Below are 17,531 nucleotides of genomic sequence, written 5' to 3' on the forward strand. Positions count from 1 at the left end.
TTAGGGAATGACATGAAAGCCAATAGGCAATAACATATACCAGCATCAATATGAAAGAGGTGAACAAATTGGAATTTGATACAATTGCCGCTATTTCAACACCGCCTGGAGAGGGAGCGATTGCGATCGTCCGGCTGAGCGGTGATCAAGCGATCGCGATTGCGGATAAAGTATTTCAAGCACCAGGACAAAAAAAATTGTCCACAGTGCCAAGCCATACAATTCATTATGGTCATTTAATCGAACCATCCACAGGCCGGGTTGCGGAAGAAGTGATGGTGTCGTTGATGAAAGGCCCAAGAACGTTTACACGTGAAGATGTCGTTGAAATTAACTGCCACGGAGGCATAACGGCTGTTAACCGTGTATTGCAGCTTGTATTGAATGAAGGGGCTCGTCTTGCTGAACCAGGAGAATTCACAAAGCGGGCTTTTTTAAACGGACGCATCGATTTGTCACAGGCAGAAGCGGTCATGGATTTAATTCGAGCGAAAACAGATAAAGCAATGAACGTTGCTCTTAATCAAGTAGAAGGACGTTTATCAAAGCTTATCCAGCGGCTGCGCCAGGAAATTTTAGAAACACTGGCCCATGTGGAAGTAAATATTGATTATCCCGAATATGACGATGTGGAAGAAATGACACATCGCGTACTTTTAGAAAAGTCACAGTTTGTTCAATCAGAAATTGAAGGACTGCTTCGAACAGCTGAACAGGGGAAGATTTTGCGCGAAGGATTGTCCACGGTTATTATTGGACGCCCAAATGTCGGGAAATCTTCACTTCTTAATGCCCTGGTGCAGGAAAACAAAGCCATTGTAACCGATATTCCAGGTACAACACGGGACGTTATTGAAGAGTATGTAAACGTGCGGGGAGTGCCGCTCCGTCTTGTGGACACGGCCGGTATCCGTGAAACAGAAGATATTGTTGAGCGGATCGGTGTGGAACGGTCAAGAAAAGTCTTAAAAGAAGCCGATTTAATCTTACTTGTGTTAAACTATTCCGACGACCTGACACCGGAAGATGAAAAACTTTTTGAAGCAGCAAGCGGCATGGATGTCATTGTTATTGTAAATAAAACGGATCTTATGCCGAAAATAAACATGGATCGTGTAAAGCAGCTAGCCGGCGAAAGCCGTCTTGTAACAACATCACTTCTTGAAGAGCAGGGAATTAATGAATTGGAAGAAGCCATAGCAGGCCTCTTTTTCTCGGGTGCAGTTGGTGCCCAGGATATGACGTATGTATCTAATTCACGGCATATCGCCCTGTTAAACCAGGCTAACCGTTCTATTTCGGACGCGATTAGCGGTGTAGAAGCAGGCGTGCCGATTGATATCGTTCAAATTGATTTAACAAGAACGTGGGAGCTGCTCGGTGAAATTATCGGTGAAAGCGTCCACGAAAGCTTAATTGATCAGCTGTTTTCACAATTTTGCCTCGGAAAATAAGGAACAGAAAGGAAGAAAAACAGCATGAATTACTATGAAGCAGGCGAATATGAAGTGATTGTCATTGGGGCAGGCCATGCTGGAGTAGAAGCCGGTCTTGCTTCTGCACGGACTGGTGCCAAAACATTAATGATTACCATTAACCTTGATATGATCGCTTATATGCCATGCAACCCGTCCGTCGGCGGTCCGGCGAAAGGAATTGTCGTCCGTGAAATTGATGCTCTTGGCGGCGAAATGGCTAAAAATATTGATAAAACCCATATTCAAATGAGAATGCTGAACACAGGAAAAGGGCCAGCTGTGCGGGCATTGCGTGCGCAGGCGGATAAAGTACTGTATCAGCAGGAAATGAAAAAAACAATTGAAAACGAGCCAAATTTGACGCTTATTCAGGGAATGGCTGAGCGTTTAATTATAGAAGAGGGCGAGTGCCGGGGAATTATTACGCAAACAGGAGCTGTTTATCGCTCAAAAGCGGTTATTATTACAAGCGGAACGTTTATGCGCGGTGAAATTATTATCGGTGATTTGAAATATTCCAGCGGCCCGAACAATCAGCAGCCTTCTGTCAAGCTGTCCGAGCATCTAGAGGAGCTTGGCTTTGAGCTTGTCCGCTTTAAAACAGGCACGCCGCCGCGGGTCAACAGCAAGACCATTGATTATTCAAAAACGGAAATTCAGCCTGGCGACGATGTTCCGCGTGCGTTCAGCTATGAAACAAAGGAGTATATTACGGATCAGCTGCCATGCTGGCTTACGTATACAAACGAAGAAACACACAGCATTATTGGTGAAAATCTGCACCGTTCACCTATGTACTCGGGTGTTATTAAAGGCCGCGGACCGCGTTATTGCCCATCAATCGAAGACAAGGTTGTTCGTTTTAACGACAAGCCGCGCCACCAGATTTTCCTTGAACCGGAAGGGCGCAACACAGAAGAAGTTTATGTACAGGGCTTTTCAACAAGCCTTCCGGAAGATGTACAGTACCGGATGCTTCGGACGATCCCGGGTCTTGAAAAAGCTCAGCTGATGCGTGCGGGCTATGCGATTGAATATGATGCAGTTGTGCCGACACAGCTATGGCCGACACTGGAAACAAAAAGAGTGAAAAACTTATACACGGCCGGGCAGATTAACGGTACGTCCGGTTATGAAGAAGCAGCCGGACAGGGGTTAATGGCCGGCATCAATGCGGCATGCAGCGTGCTTGGCAAAGAAGAAGTCGTGCTGAGCCGGTCTGACGCCTACATTGGGGTTATGATCGATGATCTTGTCACAAAAGGAACAAGTGAACCATACCGCTTGCTAACATCCCGTGCGGAGTACCGTCTGCTGCTGCGCCACGATAACGCGGATCTTCGCCTGACAGAAATCGGCCGTAAAATTGGAACGATTTCTGAAGAGCGCTATGCTGCATTTACGGAGAAAAAAGAAGCAATCGCTGCAGAAATCGACCGGTTAAAAGCAACGATTATCAAGCCGGATGAAAAAACACAGACGGTTATTCGCGAAGCAGGCGGAAGTGAATTAAAAGATGGCATCCGCGGAGCTGATCTTTTGCGGCGCCCGGAAATGACATATACTGCTATTAAGCAATTAATTCCATCCGCCGTGCCTCTCGATGAAGAAGTAGAAGAGCAAGTAGAAATCCAAATTAAATATGAGGGCTATATTGAAAAGTCGCTTCAGCAAGTAGAACGCATGAAGAAGATGGAAAACAAAAAAATCCCGGCTGATATTGATTATGATGCAGTAAGCGGAATTGCCAATGAAGCACGGACAAACTTAAAAGAAGTCCGGCCGCTTTCTATTGCACAGGCATCACGCATTTCAGGTGTAAATCCGGCTGATATTTCTATTTTGCTTGTTTACATTGAACAGGGCCGCGTTGCACGTACCGCCAGCGAATAAGAAAGGAACGAACGTATGAAAATCGACCAATTTCAATCCGAACTGGCTTCAAAGGGAATTGATTTATCCGAACAGCAGCTTTCTCAATTTAACCGCTACTATGAGCTGCTTGTTGAGTGGAATGAAAAAATGAATTTGACGGCGATCACAGATCAAGAAGAGGTTTACATGAAACACTTCTATGATTCGCTTACAGCAGCCATGTACACGGATTTAACAAAGCCGCTCCGCATTTGCGACGTTGGAGCGGGTGCCGGTTTTCCAAGCATTCCATTAAAAATTGCGTTTCCTCATTTGCAGGTGACGATTATTGATTCATTAAATAAACGAATTACTTTTTTAAATCACCTGGCTGCTGAACTAAAACTGGACAACGTACAATTTGTTCATGGAAGAGCAGAAGAAATGGGACAAAAAGCAGAGCATCGGGGGCAGTATGACCTTGTCACAGCCCGGGCTGTTGCCCGTATGTCGGTTTTGTCCGAGCTGTGCCTGCCGTTTGCCAAAACGGGCGGCACCTTTGTCGCGATGAAAGCAGCCAGTGCTGCTGATGAAATGGAAGCAGCCGCAAAAGCGATTCAAACACTGGGCGGCAAAGCAGAAGAAGTTTTTTCGTTTCGCCTGCCCATTGAAAACAGTGAGCGTACTATTATCGTAATTCGAAAAGAAAAAGAAACACCGAAAAAGTACCCGCGCAAAGCAGGTACACCGAATAAAATGCCAATCGAATAGTTTGAGCAGGAACAGGGCGCCTCATGGCGAATACTATCAGAATGGAGAATGAAAAGGTGGTGTGAACATGAAGCGTCCTTTTTCCCGTTTGTTTGGCGGAAAAAGTGAAACCGCTATGATGCTTCCGGTAGATGAAGTAAAAGAGCTGGCGGTAGAATCGATTGAACCGAATCAATTCCAGCCGCGTCGTATGTTTCAAGAAGAAAAAATTGCAGAATTGGCATCAACCATTGCAATTCACGGTATGATTCAGCCGATTGTTGTTCGGCAAATAGAAGAGGAAAAATACGAAATTATCGCAGGAGAACGGCGCTTTCGGGCCGCAAAAAGTCTTGGCCATGAAACAGTTCCTGCTATTATTCGTTCGTTTACAGATGAACAAACCGCCTCGGCGGCGATTATTGAAAATGTTCAGCGTGAGGAACTGTCTCCCATTGAAGAAGCGGTCGCCTACAAAAAGCTGCTGGATTTAAATAAAACAACACAGCAGACACTTGCCGAGATGGTAGGGAAAAGCCAGTCATTTGTTGCGAATAAGCTTCGATTACTAAAGCTGCCTGAAGAAGTACAGCAGGCAGTTGCGGAAAGAGCGATAACCGAGCGGCACGCAAGAGCGCTGTTGCCGCTGAAAAAGCCCGAGCTGCAATGCGAGCTTCTTCAAACAGTGATCGATAAACAGCTTAATGTAAAGCAAACAGAAGACCGGGTAGTCAAAATGCTGGAAAAAGAGCCGCCAAAGCCCCGTACAAAAGCGGTCAGCCGTGATATACGCATCGCATTAAATACGATCCGCCAGTCACTTGCCCTTGTAGAGCAAAGCGGGATCAATGTGGAACAGTCAGAAGAGGACAACGAAGAGTTTTATCGGATTACCATTCAAATTCCGAAAAAACCAAAATAGTTCTTAAAACGCCGTTTTTACAGAAAAGCGGCTTTTTTTTACGGCATTAAAAGCCAAAATGCTTCAATTTTGATAAAATAGAAAACAGATAACACCGATGGATGAAAGCAGGTGGCTTCTTGTGGGAAAAGTAATGGCAGTCGCCAATCAAAAAGGCGGCGTAGGAAAAACAACAACATCAGTAAACCTTGGGGCGTCACTCGCTTCATTGGGCAAAAAAGTACTTCTTCTTGATATAGATCCCCAGGGAAATGCAACAAGCGGGGCAGGAATCGAAAAAAAAAGCGTTGAGCAGTGCATCTATGATGTAATTGTAGATGATGTAGAACTGACGGATGTTATTAAACAGACGTCAGTAGAAGGGATGTATGCCGCACCCGCTACTATTGCTCTGGCCGGGGCTGAAATCGAGCTTGTATCGGCTATTTCCCGGGAATTACGTCTGAAAAGAGCTCTTGAGCCGCTCCGCGAAAGCTTTGATTATGTGATTATTGACTGTCCGCCTTCGCTTGGTTTATTGACAATTAACGCATTAACGGCAGCGGATTCTGTTTTAATTCCAGTTCAATGTGAATATTATGCGCTGGAAGGATTAAATCAGTTGCTAAACACGGTCCGCCTTGTACAAAAACATTTAAATAAAGACCTTTACATAGAAGGTGTTTTGTTAACGATGTTTGATGCGCGGACCAATTTAAGCATTCAAGTAGCAGCGGAAGTGAAAAAGTATTTTCATGATAAAGTATATAAATCGGTGATTCCGCGTAATGTACGGCTAAGTGAAGCGCCGAGCCACGGCAAACCGGTTTTATTGTATGATGGACGCTCACGCGGTGCAGAAGTGTATCTTGATTTCGCGAAAGAGGTGGCAGCGCATGGCTAAAGGGCTTGGCAGAGGACTGGATGCACTTTTTACAGATTTGGGGCCGGATAAGAACAGCACTGTGCAGGATATTTCAGTGAAAGATATTCGTCCTAATCCCCACCAGCCAAGAAAGATATTTAATGAAGAGGCAATTGAGGAACTGAAGCAATCGATTCAGTCACATGGTATTTTGCAGCCGATCGTTCTTCGGAAAAGCATTAAAGGCTACGAGATTGTGGCAGGAGAGCGCCGTTACCGCGCTGCCAAGGCAGCAGGGATGAAGGAAGTGCCGGCGATCATCAAAGATTTGACGGAAGCGCAGATGATGGAGCTGGCTTTGCTTGAAAACCTTCAGCGTGAAGATTTAACAGTGATGGAAGAAGCAGCTGCCTATCAGCTGATTATCGAAAAGTTACATGTTACCCAGGCCGAGCTCGCTTCCCGCATCGGCAAAAGCCGTCCTCACATTTCTAATTATGTGCGTCTGCTTGAATTGCCGGAAGAAATCCAGGGGATGATCGGGGACGACAAGCTTTCAATGGGACATGCCCGAGCTCTGCTGGGAGTAAAGCCAAAGAAAAAGCAGATTGAAGCAGCTCAAAAAACAGCTGCAGAAGGATGGACAGTCCGCCAGCTTGAAAACTGGATCCGTGAATCGAAAGAAAATGTTTCACGTGAAACGAAGCCTGCAAAAAAAGATATTTTTATTTTAGACCGGGAAGAGGCGCTTCGGGAGCGGTTCGGCACAACGGTTCAAATCCGCCAGTTCAAAAGCGGTGAAAAAGGCAAAATTGAAATTGAGTATATGTCAGCAGACGATTTAAACCGTATTTTAGAAATGCTTGATGATAGAGGGTAGAAAATGTTTATAACAGGTTCACTTGTCAATGGAATTGCAATTACAGCGGGTGCACTGCTTGGCATGCTGCTGGCACGCATCCCTGAAGGAATAAAAGGAACAGTAATGCATGCGATTGGCCTTGCTGTTATAGTTCTTGGACTGCAGATGGGACTAAAAAGTGAAAACTTTTTGATCGTTATTATTAGTCTGGTCGCCGGTGCGCTCACCGGCGAGCTGCTAAGAATTGATGACCGGCTTAATGAGCTTGGCCAGTGGCTGGAAAGAAAAGTTGGATCAGAGGGAAAAAGCAGCATATCACAGGGCTTTGTTACCGCGACACTTATTTTTGTTATTGGGGCAATGGGCATTATTGGAGCGCTTGACAGCGGCATCCGGGGTAATCATGAAGTGCTTTTTACCAAGTCGCTGATTGATGGAGTCACCGCCTTGATTTTAACAACAACGCTAGGGATTGGCGTGATATTTTCTGCTATTCCTGTTTTTCTTTATCAGGGATTGATTGCTTTATTTGCCACACAGATCAATCGATTTGTTTCGCAGGAATGGATGGATGCATTCATAACTGAAATGACATCAGCCGGCGGTATCATGATCTTTGCCATCGGTCTCAATTTGCTTAATATGACAAATATAAGGGTTGCAAATCTGCTCCCTGCTATCATGTTCACCGCCATTTTTGTAACCATCTGGCCATGAACCATTTGAGACTGTCGACGAAGTCGTCAGTCTTTTTGAAGTGTCTGCGGAAAACTTGCTTTTCAATCACTTCTCTGTAAAAAAACGCTTCCTCCTGTTAAAATGATAACGACTTGTTTTACTAGTAAAAGGAGGGCTTTTTTTGAAGGAACAGGAACAAACTTTATCAACGTACCAGCGTGCCCTCGAATCGCTATGGGCAAAATTCACCAATGAAGAAACATGGCTTGCTTTTGGAGAAGGGGCCCTTAAAATTACCCTGACTATTATAGCGGCGTGGCTTATTGTCAAGGTCGGAAAGATTGCCATACGGAATTTCTTTTCAATCCGCTCAAAAGCACCAATCCATTTTTCTGAACGGCGTGAAAATACTCTATTAAAATTGATCGAAAACGTTCTTGCTTATGTGGTTTATTTTATCGCTCTTGTTAATATACTTGGTGTTTTGACCTTTGATGTAAAAGGATTGATTGCCGGTGCTGGTGTTCTTGGCCTCGCAATTGGTTTTGGCGCCCAGAGCCTGGTGAAAGACGTTATTACCGGTTTTTTTATTATTTTTGAGGATCAGTTCTCGGTAGGCGACTTTGTCCGCATCGGTCAGTTTGAAGGAACAGTTGAAGAGATTGGCCTGCGTACGACAAAGCTGAAGGTATGGACGGGCGAGATTCATATTATCCCAAACGGCAGTATTATTGAGGTAACAAACTTTTCTCTTCACAACAGTGTAGCCGTGGTAGACGTGGGAATTGCGTATGAAGAAAACATTGAAGAAGCAGAAAAAGTGATTAATGGATTGCTGGAGACGCTCAAAGACAAATATCCGGAAATTGTTGACACCCCAAAGCTGCTTGGTATTCAAACTTTGGCGCCATCTGATGTAACCCTTCGAATTACAGCGGAAACCACACCAATGAATCACTGGTACGTGGCCCGGATGATGCGTAAAGATATTAAAGAATGCCTGGATGCAAATGGAATTGAAATTCCGTATCCGCGGATGGTGATGTATTCACGCAGCGACCAAGAGGCACAGGCAGAATCAAAACGAGCAAAAAGCGGAGGGACGGCATGATGGAAGAAAAGCAATTTGAATTAAACGATGTTGTTGAAATGAAAAAAGCCCATCCATGCGGCACAAACCGCTGGAAAATTATTCGTCTTGGCATGGATATAAGAATCAAATGTCAGGGCTGCGGGCACAGCGTCATGCTGCCGCGCCGGGAGTTTTCCAAAAAAGTAAAAAAGGTACTGACAGAAAGCGGCGAATGAGCCGCTTTTTTGTATCTATATAGATTGAACAAATGATTTTATATGCTGCTTCTCAAGTGTCCGGGTTAAGCCGCCTTTCTTACGTTGCCTTTTTTACGTACAGTCCATATAATGAGGAAAGGTTTAGAATAAAATGTCCGTTTTACAGAAAACAAGGAGTGAACAAATAATATGGCATTAACAGCAGGAATTGTTGGTCTTCCGAACGTTGGGAAATCGACTTTATTTAACGCAATTACAAAAGCAGGAGCCGAATCGGCCAACTATCCGTTTTGTACAATCGATCCGAACGTCGGTATTGTAGAAGTACCGGATGTGCGCCTGGCGAAATTAACAGAAATGGTTACACCGAAAAAAACAATTCCAACTGCGTTTGAATTTACGGATATCGCAGGCATTGTAAAAGGAGCGAGCAAGGGAGAAGGACTTGGAAACAAATTTTTATCCCATATTCGTGAAGTGGATGCTATCTGCCAGGTTGTCCGCTGCTTTGATGATGAAAACATTACCCACGTTTCCGGCAAGGTAGACCCGATTGATGATATCGAAGTTATTAATCTGGAGCTTATTTTGGCCGACCTGGAATCGGTTGATAAGCGTTTGACTCGCGTGGCAAAGCTTGCGAAGCAAAAAGATAAGGATGCGGTGGCGGAGCATGACGTGCTTGTGCTTGTTAAAGAAGCACTTGAAGCTGATAAGCCGGCGCGCTCCATTGAATTTACCGAAGAGCAGCAAAAAATTGTTAAACAGCTGCACTTGCTGACGGCGAAGCCTATGCTATATGTAGCCAATGTAAGCGAGGAAGAAATTGCAGACTCATCAACTAATGAACATGTGCAAAAAGTGCGTGAATACGCTGCTGGAGAAGGATCAGAAGTGATTGTTATCAGCGCCAAAGTAGAAGAAGAGATTGCTGAGCTTGAAGATGATGAAAAAGCAATGTTCCTTGAAGAGCTTGGCATCGAGCAGTCCGGCCTTGACCAATTAATCACAGCCGCTTACTCTCTTTTAGGACTTGCTACGTACTTTACGGCGGGTGTTCAGGAGGTGCGTGCCTGGACGTTCCGAAAAGGAATGAAAGCGCCGCAGTGTGCTGGCATTATTCACAGTGATTTTGAACGCGGCTTTATCCGCGCCGAAACGGTTTCTTATGATGATTTGGTTGGATACGGATCAATGAATGCAGCCAAAGAAGCCGGAAAAGTCCGCCTTGAAGGAAAAGAATACATTATGCAAGACGGAGATGTGGTTCACTTCCGTTTTAACGTTTAATTATGTTAACCCACTCCACCGGTATCCGGTGGAGTTTTGTTGTATGGAGGTGCTGTTTTGAAAGATATTAGTTACGCTGCCCTGATGGCTTCATTTTTGTTTATGACGATTCCGTTCTGGCTTTCATATAAACAAAAACTTGGTATTTCAAAAGAAATGATCATTGCTTCGCTCCGGGCTTTTATTCAGCTAACGATCATTGGCTACATTATTACCTTTGTGTTTTCAATTGAAACATCGGCTCTTTTTCTGGCTATTATTTTTGTCATGATTATAGTTGCTGCCCGGACATCCGCTAAACGCGGCAGTGAATTTCGTTATTCGTTTTGGATTGCGCTCGCTGCCCTTTTAACTGCAGAGCTTATATCTATTGTAATATGGGTGACTTTTGACATTGTAGAATTTAAAGCACAGTACATCCTGCCGATGAGCGGAATGATTATCGGCAGCTCCATGGTGGCGGTTAGTCTTGTGTTCGACAGGCTCAAGAGAGAATTTGATTTAACGAAAGAGCTGATTATGGGAAAGCTGGCGCTTGGCGCAACACCGCGCCAGGCGTCCCAGGAACTGATTGAAGCAACGGTCAAAGCGGCCCTTATTCCAAGTATGGAAGGAATGAAAACGATCGGTTTAGTTCAGCTGCCGGGGATGATGACAGGTGCGATTATCGCCGGAGCGCCGCCTGTCACCGCGGTAAAATACCAGCTGGTCATCGCTCTGACGACATTTGGCAACACAGCCATCACTGCCATGATCGTTTCATTTTTAACATATCCCTGTTTTTACAGGCAAAAAATGTTTTAAAGTTGCTTGTTGCAAACGAATGTTCTATACTTAAGAAGTGTTCACCCACACTGCTGTAAGTCTCCCTTCTTTTAAGTAATTCCAGAAAAATATTGCGCTGTTGAAAAAAACATGGTATAATTTCAACTTGTGAGTAATGAAAATTTGCTCCTTGCTGTCAAACCTGCAGACAGGAACTTGGCAGCCGCATAGTCCACGAGGAGGTGAACGAAGATGAGAAAGTACGAATTCATGTACATTATCCGCCCGAATATTGAAGATGATGCGAAAAAAGCGCTAGTTGAGCGTTTTGACAACATCCTTACTTCAAACGGTGCAGAAATCATCGAGTCAAAAGAATGGGGTAAACGCCGTTTAGCGTACGAAATCAATGATTTCCGCGAAGGCTACTACCAGCTAATTCATGCTAACGCTGCAGATGCAGCTGCAGTAAATGAATTTGACCGTCTTGCGAAAATCAGCGATGACATTATCCGTCATATCGTTGTTAAAGAAGAAAAGTAATCATAACGCCATAAATACACATCTTTTTCATCGTGTTTCGGGATGAAACATTTTAAAAGAAAAGGAGTTGATTCTGATGATAAACCGAGTGGTTTTAGTAGGCCGTTTAACGAAAGATCCTGAATTGCGCTATACGCCATCCGGCGCAGCTGTTGCAACGTTTACGCTTGCGGTAAACCGTACGTATACAAACCAGCAGGGTGACCGGGAGGCAGACTTTATTAATTGTGTGATCTGGCGGCGTCCGGCTGAAAACGTGGCAAACTTCTTGAAAAAAGGAAGCCTTGCCGGCGTGGAAGGGCGAATTCAAACACGCAATTATGAAGGCCAGGACGGAAAGCGCGTTTACGTGACAGAAGTCCAGGCGGACAGCGTCCAATTCCTTGAACCTAAATCCGGTGGCGGAGGCGGCGGCCAGTATGGCAGCGCTCCTCAACAGCAGGGCGGCGGTTATGGCGGACAGCAAAATCAGGATTTTCCATTTGGCCAGCAGCAACAGAATCAACAGCGCAGCAATAACAATAGCGGTTATTCAAAAATGAATGATGATCCGTTTGCAGACAACGGTCAGCCGATCGATATTTCAGACGATGATCTTCCATTCTAAGTAAAAAGGAGGGGAAACTCATGGCAGGACGCAGAGGTGGACGTAAGCGTAAAAAGGTTTGCTATTTCACATCTAACGGTATTACACATATCGATTATAAAGATGTAGATTTGCTTAAAAAGTTCGTATCTGAACGTGGAAAAATCCTTCCGCGCCGCGTTACAGGAACAAGCGCCAAATACCAACGCCGTTTGACAATTGCAATCAAACGCGCGCGTCAGGTAGCACTTCTTCCATTCGTTGGAGAAGAAAGATAAGAACGAATACAAAGCACAATGCTGGTAACCAGCATTGTGCTTTTTTTTTGCCAAAATACAATATGAATTATGTAAATAAAAAAACCATCCAAACAGTGGATATTTTTTTCTCTAACGGTACAATAAGCATAGGTTTTTTTATCTAGAAAAGGTGGTAGAAGATTGAAAAAAATGAATTCTATTAAAGTAAAGTTGCTTATTCCGATTGTAGGATCGCTGATTTTGGCTTTTGCATTTATTATTGGATTTATCAGCTGGCAAACGGGCAGGGGTGTGGAAAAAAGCGTTATTTCGCAAAGCGAAGGAACTGTTGAAAGTTTATCGGGGACCGTCCGATCATTTTTAGAGCAATATGAAAAAAGCGTCGATTTTTTAGTTCTTAATGAAACAGTTCAGTCTTACGGAGCAGCCGAGCTGGCTGGCGGCAAAGTGAACGAGCAGCTGCTGAAAAAGCTTTTTACAGGCTATTTGGAAACACATAAAGAAGTAACAAATATTTATTATGGTGCTGAAAACGGTGTAACACGTATTTTTCCAGAGACAGAGCTTCCAGATGGTTTTGACCCGCGTGAACGGGACTGGTATGTGCAGGCGGAAAATAAAAAAGCTGCTATTTGGAGCGAGCCATACGAAGATACAGCGACAGGTGCTTCTGTCGTAACGGTTTCGAGAGCGGTATATGATTCAAATGACCGGCTCCTCGGTATTATTGGAGCGGATATCGATTTGACCGTTTTAACCGAAAGAGTAACACAAACAGATGTAGGCCATAAAGGGTATCCTATTTTGTTTTCTTCTGCAGGCATGGCCATTGTTCATCCCGAACGTCAGGGAGAAGACCTGGCAAAAATAGATGTGATTAAAGAAATTATGGCTGGGTCTTCTCCGGAAGGCACGAAGCATTATCGCCTGGATGGAGAAGACCGTATTATTGTATTCGATAATGTTCCGGGTTTGAATTGGACGGCAGCCGCTGTTTATGACAAAGCAGATCTACTGGATTTATCCGAATCCATCGGCCGCTCTCTTCTCTGGACAGGCATTGTACTGCTCGTATTGGTTAGTACCATAACGCTTTTTATTGTATCAAAGATTGTAAAGCCGCTCCGCAGCCTGGAACGATCTGCTTTTCAATTAGCAGAAGGAGACTTAACGGTGCAGGTGCCGGTTACTACAAACGATGAAGTCGGCCACCTGGGGACGGCATTTAATAAGATGACCGAAAATATGCAGACCATTTTGCAAAAGGTCAATCAATCCGTTCAGGATGTTAAAGTGTCAGCAGAAAATTTAAGCGCGGTATCAGAGGAAACAAACGCATCCAGTGAGCAAATGACTCTTGCAGTTAATGAAATTGCGCTGGGGGCTTCACGCTCTGCAGAAGATTCTTCAGAAGCTGCAGAACGGTCAACAAGCCTTGGGAACCAAATCGATATTATAACCGAACAGGCAGATGGAATGGCAGATGCCGCTTTGGAGGCAAAGGAGGCTAATCAAAGCGGGCTCAGCCAGATTGAAGAATTGAGCCAGTCAAGTGATGAAACAAAAATGTATATTTTGGGCATGCAGACAGTTGTTGAAGAATTGGAATCTAAAATGGCTTCTATTGAAGTCGTGATTCTAGCCATTACGGATATTTCCGCTCAAACGAATTTACTGGCATTAAATGCTTCTATCGAGGCGGCGCGTGCCGGCGAGCATGGCAAGGGTTTTGCGGTTGTTGCGGAGGAAGTGCGAAAGTTGGCAGAGCAATCGAGCCAGGCTGCCGATCAAGTCAGACAAACAATTGCAGACATCCAAACAGGATCCAAAACAGCGGTTGAGCAAATGAAAAAAACACGCAGCAATTTTGATGAACAAATTACAGCTGTCACAGAGACAAGCCGGATTTTCCATAAACTATCGGCTCTTGTAGATACAATGGAACAATCTATTACCACTATTAACAGCGAAATCAAAGAAGTTGCCCTTACAAAAGACGCGGTTATTCATACAATGACAGGCATCGCTTCTACAAGCCAGCAGTCAGCCGCCGCCAGTGAAGAAGTGAGCGCGTCAGCCGAGGAACAGTTAAAAGCTGTGCGGACAGTGACGAAATCTTCGGAACAGCTGATGGAGTTAAGCATCGAGTTAAAAGAAGTAGTCGATCAATTTAAATTATCATAAGAAAAAGAGATGCCCGGGCGCATCTCTTTTTTAATATAATCTTTACATTCAATTCATAATACTGTGGGTCTATAAAACTATAATAGGAGGTGTAAATGGGGAGAAAGGTGTAGGATAATGAAATCAATTCGAATGAAATTTATGCTGCCTATTGCAATTGTTCTTGTTTGTGCATTTGCTTTTATCATTATTTTCACAGGGAATAAGACCGAGCAGCGTCTTGAGAAAGACACAGCTGCCCAAACAGCGGGCTTTGTAAAGGAGCTGAATAATTCGGCCTCTGCTTTTTTGCAGAAATACGAAGAGAGTATATTGCTTTTATCCGAATCAAACCAGGTTATTGAATATGCAAATTCCGTCCGGACAACAGCTCCTGAGGGGAAAGCAGACCAGCAGCTCCAGGCTGTATTTAATCGCTATATGGATATTTACAAGGATACGCTTAGTGTCTATTACGTCTCCGCAGGCGGTACATTCAAAAGATCGCCGGCAACAGCTCTTCCGGAGGATTTTAATCCGGTAGAAGAGCTTTCTTACCAGCAGGCGGCAGAAAGCGGCCAGCCGGTATGGAGTGAGCCGTATGAAAGTGAAACAGGCGATTATGTCATTACTGTCTCAAAGGCAGTAAAAAGCGGCCAGGAGGTATTAGGGGTAATTGGCACCGACATCAATTTAACAAGCATGACCAATCGAATGAATGCGCTGAATATTGGTTACGACGGATATCCGATCGTCCTGTCAAACGAAGGAAAAGCCATTATTCACCCATCCCAAAAAGGAAGGGATATATCAAAAGATCCTATTATGGGAGCAGTGCTGTCGGGAGAGAAAAACGGCATTATCGAGAACGATACTCTTTTAACCGTCTATGACACGGCCGCAAAAACCGGCTGGAAAATCGGTGCAGTTTATGAAAAACAAAATGTATTCGGCGTATCAAATGATATGAAAAAAGTTCTTGCCATTACCGCTTTATCTGTCCTTATCATTGTTATGGCAGTTGTTTTTATGGTAACGTCAACCATTACAAAGCCTATTCAAAAGCTGAAAGCAACGGTTAAGCAAGTAGCCGGCGGCAACCTCCAGACCCAGGTGCAAATTTCAGGGAAAGACGAAGTGGCGGAGCTGGGACGTAATTTTAATGACATGATTGTGAAAACACGCAGCATTGTTAAAGTAACGGACGATGCTGCGAGAAATGTGCGGGAATCCATTCAGCATTTAAATCTTGCAGTCCAGGAAATTAACGAATCCGGTACATTGGCCGCTTCAGCACTGGATGAGCTGACAGAAGGCACCGAACGCTCGGCGTTCAGTTCAAAAACGGCAGCGGAAAGGTCAAAAGAGCTGGGCACATTAATTAGTGCGATCTCAGACGAAGCAGACTCAATGGCCCATTTAGCCCACGAGGCTTCCCTGGCAGCAGATCAGGGAACAAAGCATGTTTCCAGCGTAGCCGACTCAATGAATGCCTCAGCAGGCCAAATGAAAGCAGCTATGAAAGCTATTAGCGTCCTTGCTGAGGAAATGGCCCGTATCGAAAGCATTGTTCATGTAATTGAAGATATCTCAGCGCAGACAAACCTGCTGGCTTTGAATGCGTCGATTGAAGCGGCACGCGCCGGCGCTCATGGCAAAGGATTTGCGGTTGTTGCACAGGAAGTAAGAAAGCTTGCCGAACAGTCGAATAAAGCAGCCGGGGAAATACATAAAAAAATTGCTGCTATTCAGCTCGGTTCCAATCATGCAATAGAAACAGCCGGTGAAGCAGGGAAGCATATTACAATACAGGCAGAAGCAGTTCGAGAAACAGAAAAAGTATTTGCAAATCAAGAGAACGTTATGATGAAAATGGGAAAAGCAATTTCTCAAATGGTGGACAGTATTCACACAGCGAATCAGGAAAAAAATGCTGTTGTCCAAACAGCGGATTTTATCGCCGAAGAAGCAAGGATTTCCGCGGCTTCCTGCGAAGAAGCGCATGCCCGTACGAAAATCCAGCTTTCATCTATTGAAGGGGTAGCGGCAGCTTCAGAGCAGCTTGCTTCTTTAAATGAGGAATTAATTCAAGCAATTCGTCAATTTCATATTTAAGAGGCCTGGAGAAAGCCATAGTGCTAAAGCGCTGAATGTAAAACGGAGCTTTTTCAAAAGCGCTTCAAGGGAGTCCGATCTTGTGTTCGGGCTTCTTTTGTTTTAAAGTTGAAGGAGGGACTAAAGGTATGTAGAATAAAGAAAGAGACTGCTGTTTTAATGGCAAATGAACGGAGTGTTGGAGTGAGAAGAACAAATGCCATAACGGAAGGCGCCATGATGCTGGCCATTTTTACGGTACTGCTCATGGTATCTGTGTATGTACCAATTGTTTCAATTGCTGGCGCCCTATTTTTGCTGCTCCCTTTTTTAATTTATAGTGCAAAGTATCCGGCGGGGCCAGCTCTTGGTCTGCTTGCTGGTGCGGTCGCTGTGTCATTTATTGCTGGCGGAGTAGTATCTGTCCCGATTGCTGTTATGTATGGGACTACAGGCGTTGTGATGGGGAATATGATCCGCAGGCAATCAGAAGGCTGGATCGTTTACATGGCTGGCAGCCTTGTATTTTTAATGAATATTGTCATACAGTATGTCGGTGCTGTTCTGCTGTTTGATATTTCGTTTTTAAGTGAGTTTGGCCGGACATTCAAGCAATCGATGCTGGAAACAAGCTCGATGCTTGGACAGGAACTGCCTTATTCCGAAGATGAAATTGATTCAGTCATCCAATATGTCGGTGCGCTGCTGCCGACGGTTTTTGTGCTGGCAGCTTTCGTGGCTGTACTGTTGCTTATGCTGGTCAATTATCCAATTTTAAAGCGCCTTAGAATAGAAGTAAAGCCGCTTCAGCCATTCCGGACTGTCCGGCTGCCGCGGTCTATTTTATGGTATTACCTTTTGTTTATGGCCGGTGCCCTTTTCGCAAGGCCGGAAACGGGGACAGCATGGTACGATGTTTATGTAAATGCTATGTTTATTTTGCAGGCTTGCTTATACATACATGGACTGTCCTTCGTTTTTGATTTTGCTTACAGTAAAAAATGGCCTAAAGCAGTTCCGGTTATTTTAGCTGTTTTATCAATTCTCTTTGTTCCGCTTCTTTATCTTATCCGATTATTAGGTATAATTGATTTAGGCTTTGACTTGAGACAGCGGATGCAAAAAAAGCCTTAAAGCGCTTTTAAAATCAGC

17 protein-coding genes are annotated in these 17,531 nt (G+C 44.4%); all 17 read left to right on the forward strand.

Annotated features, from left to right (window positions below; genetic code table 11):
• Positions 1-68: 68 nt before the first annotated feature.
• The 17 genes from mnmE to VP98_RS15900 all read left to right on the forward strand — a co-directional run bounded on the left by mnmE (position 69) and on the right by VP98_RS15900 (position 17,513).
• Complete coding sequence (gene mnmE, locus VP98_RS15820; protein WP_046176382.1) at positions 69-1,454, forward strand: tRNA uridine-5-carboxymethylaminomethyl(34) synthesis GTPase MnmE; 1,386 nt, start codon at positions 69-71, stop codon at positions 1,452-1,454.
• A 24-nt stretch (positions 1,455-1,478) separates the two neighbouring features.
• Complete coding sequence (mnmG, locus tag VP98_RS15825) at positions 1,479-3,371, forward strand: tRNA uridine-5-carboxymethylaminomethyl(34) synthesis enzyme MnmG (protein ID WP_046176383.1); 1,893 nt, start codon at positions 1,479-1,481, stop codon at positions 3,369-3,371.
• A 15-nt stretch (positions 3,372-3,386) separates the two neighbouring features.
• On the forward strand, positions 3,387-4,103 hold the full coding sequence (gene rsmG, locus VP98_RS15830) for a 16S rRNA (guanine(527)-N(7))-methyltransferase RsmG (protein WP_046176384.1): 717 nt from the start codon (positions 3,387-3,389) through the stop codon (positions 4,101-4,103).
• Between the two features lie 67 nt (positions 4,104-4,170).
• Positions 4,171-5,004, forward strand: a complete 834-nt coding sequence (noc, locus tag VP98_RS15835; RefSeq protein ID WP_046176385.1) for a nucleoid occlusion protein — start codon at positions 4,171-4,173, stop codon at positions 5,002-5,004.
• A gap of 121 nt (positions 5,005-5,125) precedes the next feature.
• A complete protein-coding gene (locus tag VP98_RS15840) occupies positions 5,126-5,887 on the forward strand; it encodes a ParA family protein (protein ID WP_046176386.1) in 762 nt (253 codons plus the stop codon).
• The gene (locus tag VP98_RS15845; RefSeq protein WP_046176387.1) at positions 5,880-6,728 is read left to right on the forward strand and encodes a ParB/RepB/Spo0J family partition protein; all 849 of its coding nucleotides are present in this window, start codon (positions 5,880-5,882) and stop codon (positions 6,726-6,728) included. The genes VP98_RS15840 and VP98_RS15845 overlap by 8 nt, the downstream gene beginning before the upstream one ends.
• A 3-nt stretch (positions 6,729-6,731) precedes the next feature.
• Entirely contained in the window at positions 6,732-7,427 is a 696-nt protein-coding gene (locus tag VP98_RS15850) for a DUF554 domain-containing protein (RefSeq protein ID WP_046176388.1), read from the forward strand.
• 142 nt (positions 7,428-7,569) lie between these two features.
• Positions 7,570-8,499: a mechanosensitive ion channel family protein gene (locus VP98_RS15855; protein ID WP_046176389.1), complete on the forward strand. Its 930-nt coding sequence runs from the start codon at positions 7,570-7,572 to the stop codon at positions 8,497-8,499.
• Positions 8,499-8,696 (forward strand): DUF951 domain-containing protein, encoded by a 198-nt coding sequence (locus VP98_RS15860; RefSeq protein WP_046176409.1) that lies wholly within the window; start codon positions 8,499-8,501, stop codon positions 8,694-8,696. The genes VP98_RS15855 and VP98_RS15860 overlap by 1 nt, the downstream gene beginning before the upstream one ends.
• Before the next feature lie 171 nt (positions 8,697-8,867).
• Complete coding sequence (gene ychF / locus VP98_RS15865; RefSeq protein ID WP_046176390.1) at positions 8,868-9,968, forward strand: redox-regulated ATPase YchF; 1,101 nt, start codon at positions 8,868-8,870, stop codon at positions 9,966-9,968.
• Positions 9,969-10,025: 57 nt separating this feature from the next.
• Entirely contained in the window at positions 10,026-10,772 is a 747-nt protein-coding gene (locus VP98_RS15870; RefSeq protein ID WP_082087959.1) for an ABC transporter permease, read from the forward strand.
• Between the two features lie 213 nt (positions 10,773-10,985).
• Positions 10,986-11,276 (forward strand): 30S ribosomal protein S6, encoded by a 291-nt coding sequence (gene rpsF, locus VP98_RS15875; RefSeq protein ID WP_046176391.1) that lies wholly within the window; start codon positions 10,986-10,988, stop codon positions 11,274-11,276.
• 76 nt (positions 11,277-11,352) lie between these two features.
• Complete coding sequence (ssb, locus tag VP98_RS15880) at positions 11,353-11,883, forward strand: single-stranded DNA-binding protein (RefSeq protein ID WP_046176392.1); 531 nt, start codon at positions 11,353-11,355, stop codon at positions 11,881-11,883.
• A gap of 20 nt (positions 11,884-11,903) precedes the next feature.
• The gene (gene rpsR / locus VP98_RS15885) at positions 11,904-12,140 is read left to right on the forward strand and encodes a 30S ribosomal protein S18 (protein WP_046176393.1); all 237 of its coding nucleotides are present in this window, start codon (positions 11,904-11,906) and stop codon (positions 12,138-12,140) included.
• A gap of 171 nt (positions 12,141-12,311) precedes the next feature.
• Positions 12,312-14,306, forward strand: coding sequence for a methyl-accepting chemotaxis protein (locus VP98_RS15890; RefSeq protein WP_231584203.1), 1,995 nt, complete (start codon positions 12,312-12,314; stop codon positions 14,304-14,306).
• Positions 14,307-14,423: 117 nt separating this feature from the next.
• Positions 14,424-16,400, forward strand: a complete 1,977-nt coding sequence (locus VP98_RS15895) for a methyl-accepting chemotaxis protein (protein WP_046176394.1) — start codon at positions 14,424-14,426, stop codon at positions 16,398-16,400.
• A gap of 183 nt (positions 16,401-16,583) precedes the next feature.
• Positions 16,584-17,513 (forward strand): YybS family protein, encoded by a 930-nt coding sequence (locus tag VP98_RS15900; protein ID WP_197076612.1) that lies wholly within the window; start codon positions 16,584-16,586, stop codon positions 17,511-17,513.
• Positions 17,514-17,531: the final 18 nt, after the last annotated feature.

The organism is Domibacillus indicus, from assembly GCF_000970685.1.
GTDB classification, from domain to species: domain Bacteria; phylum Bacillota; class Bacilli; order Bacillales; family Domibacillaceae; genus Domibacillus; species Domibacillus indicus.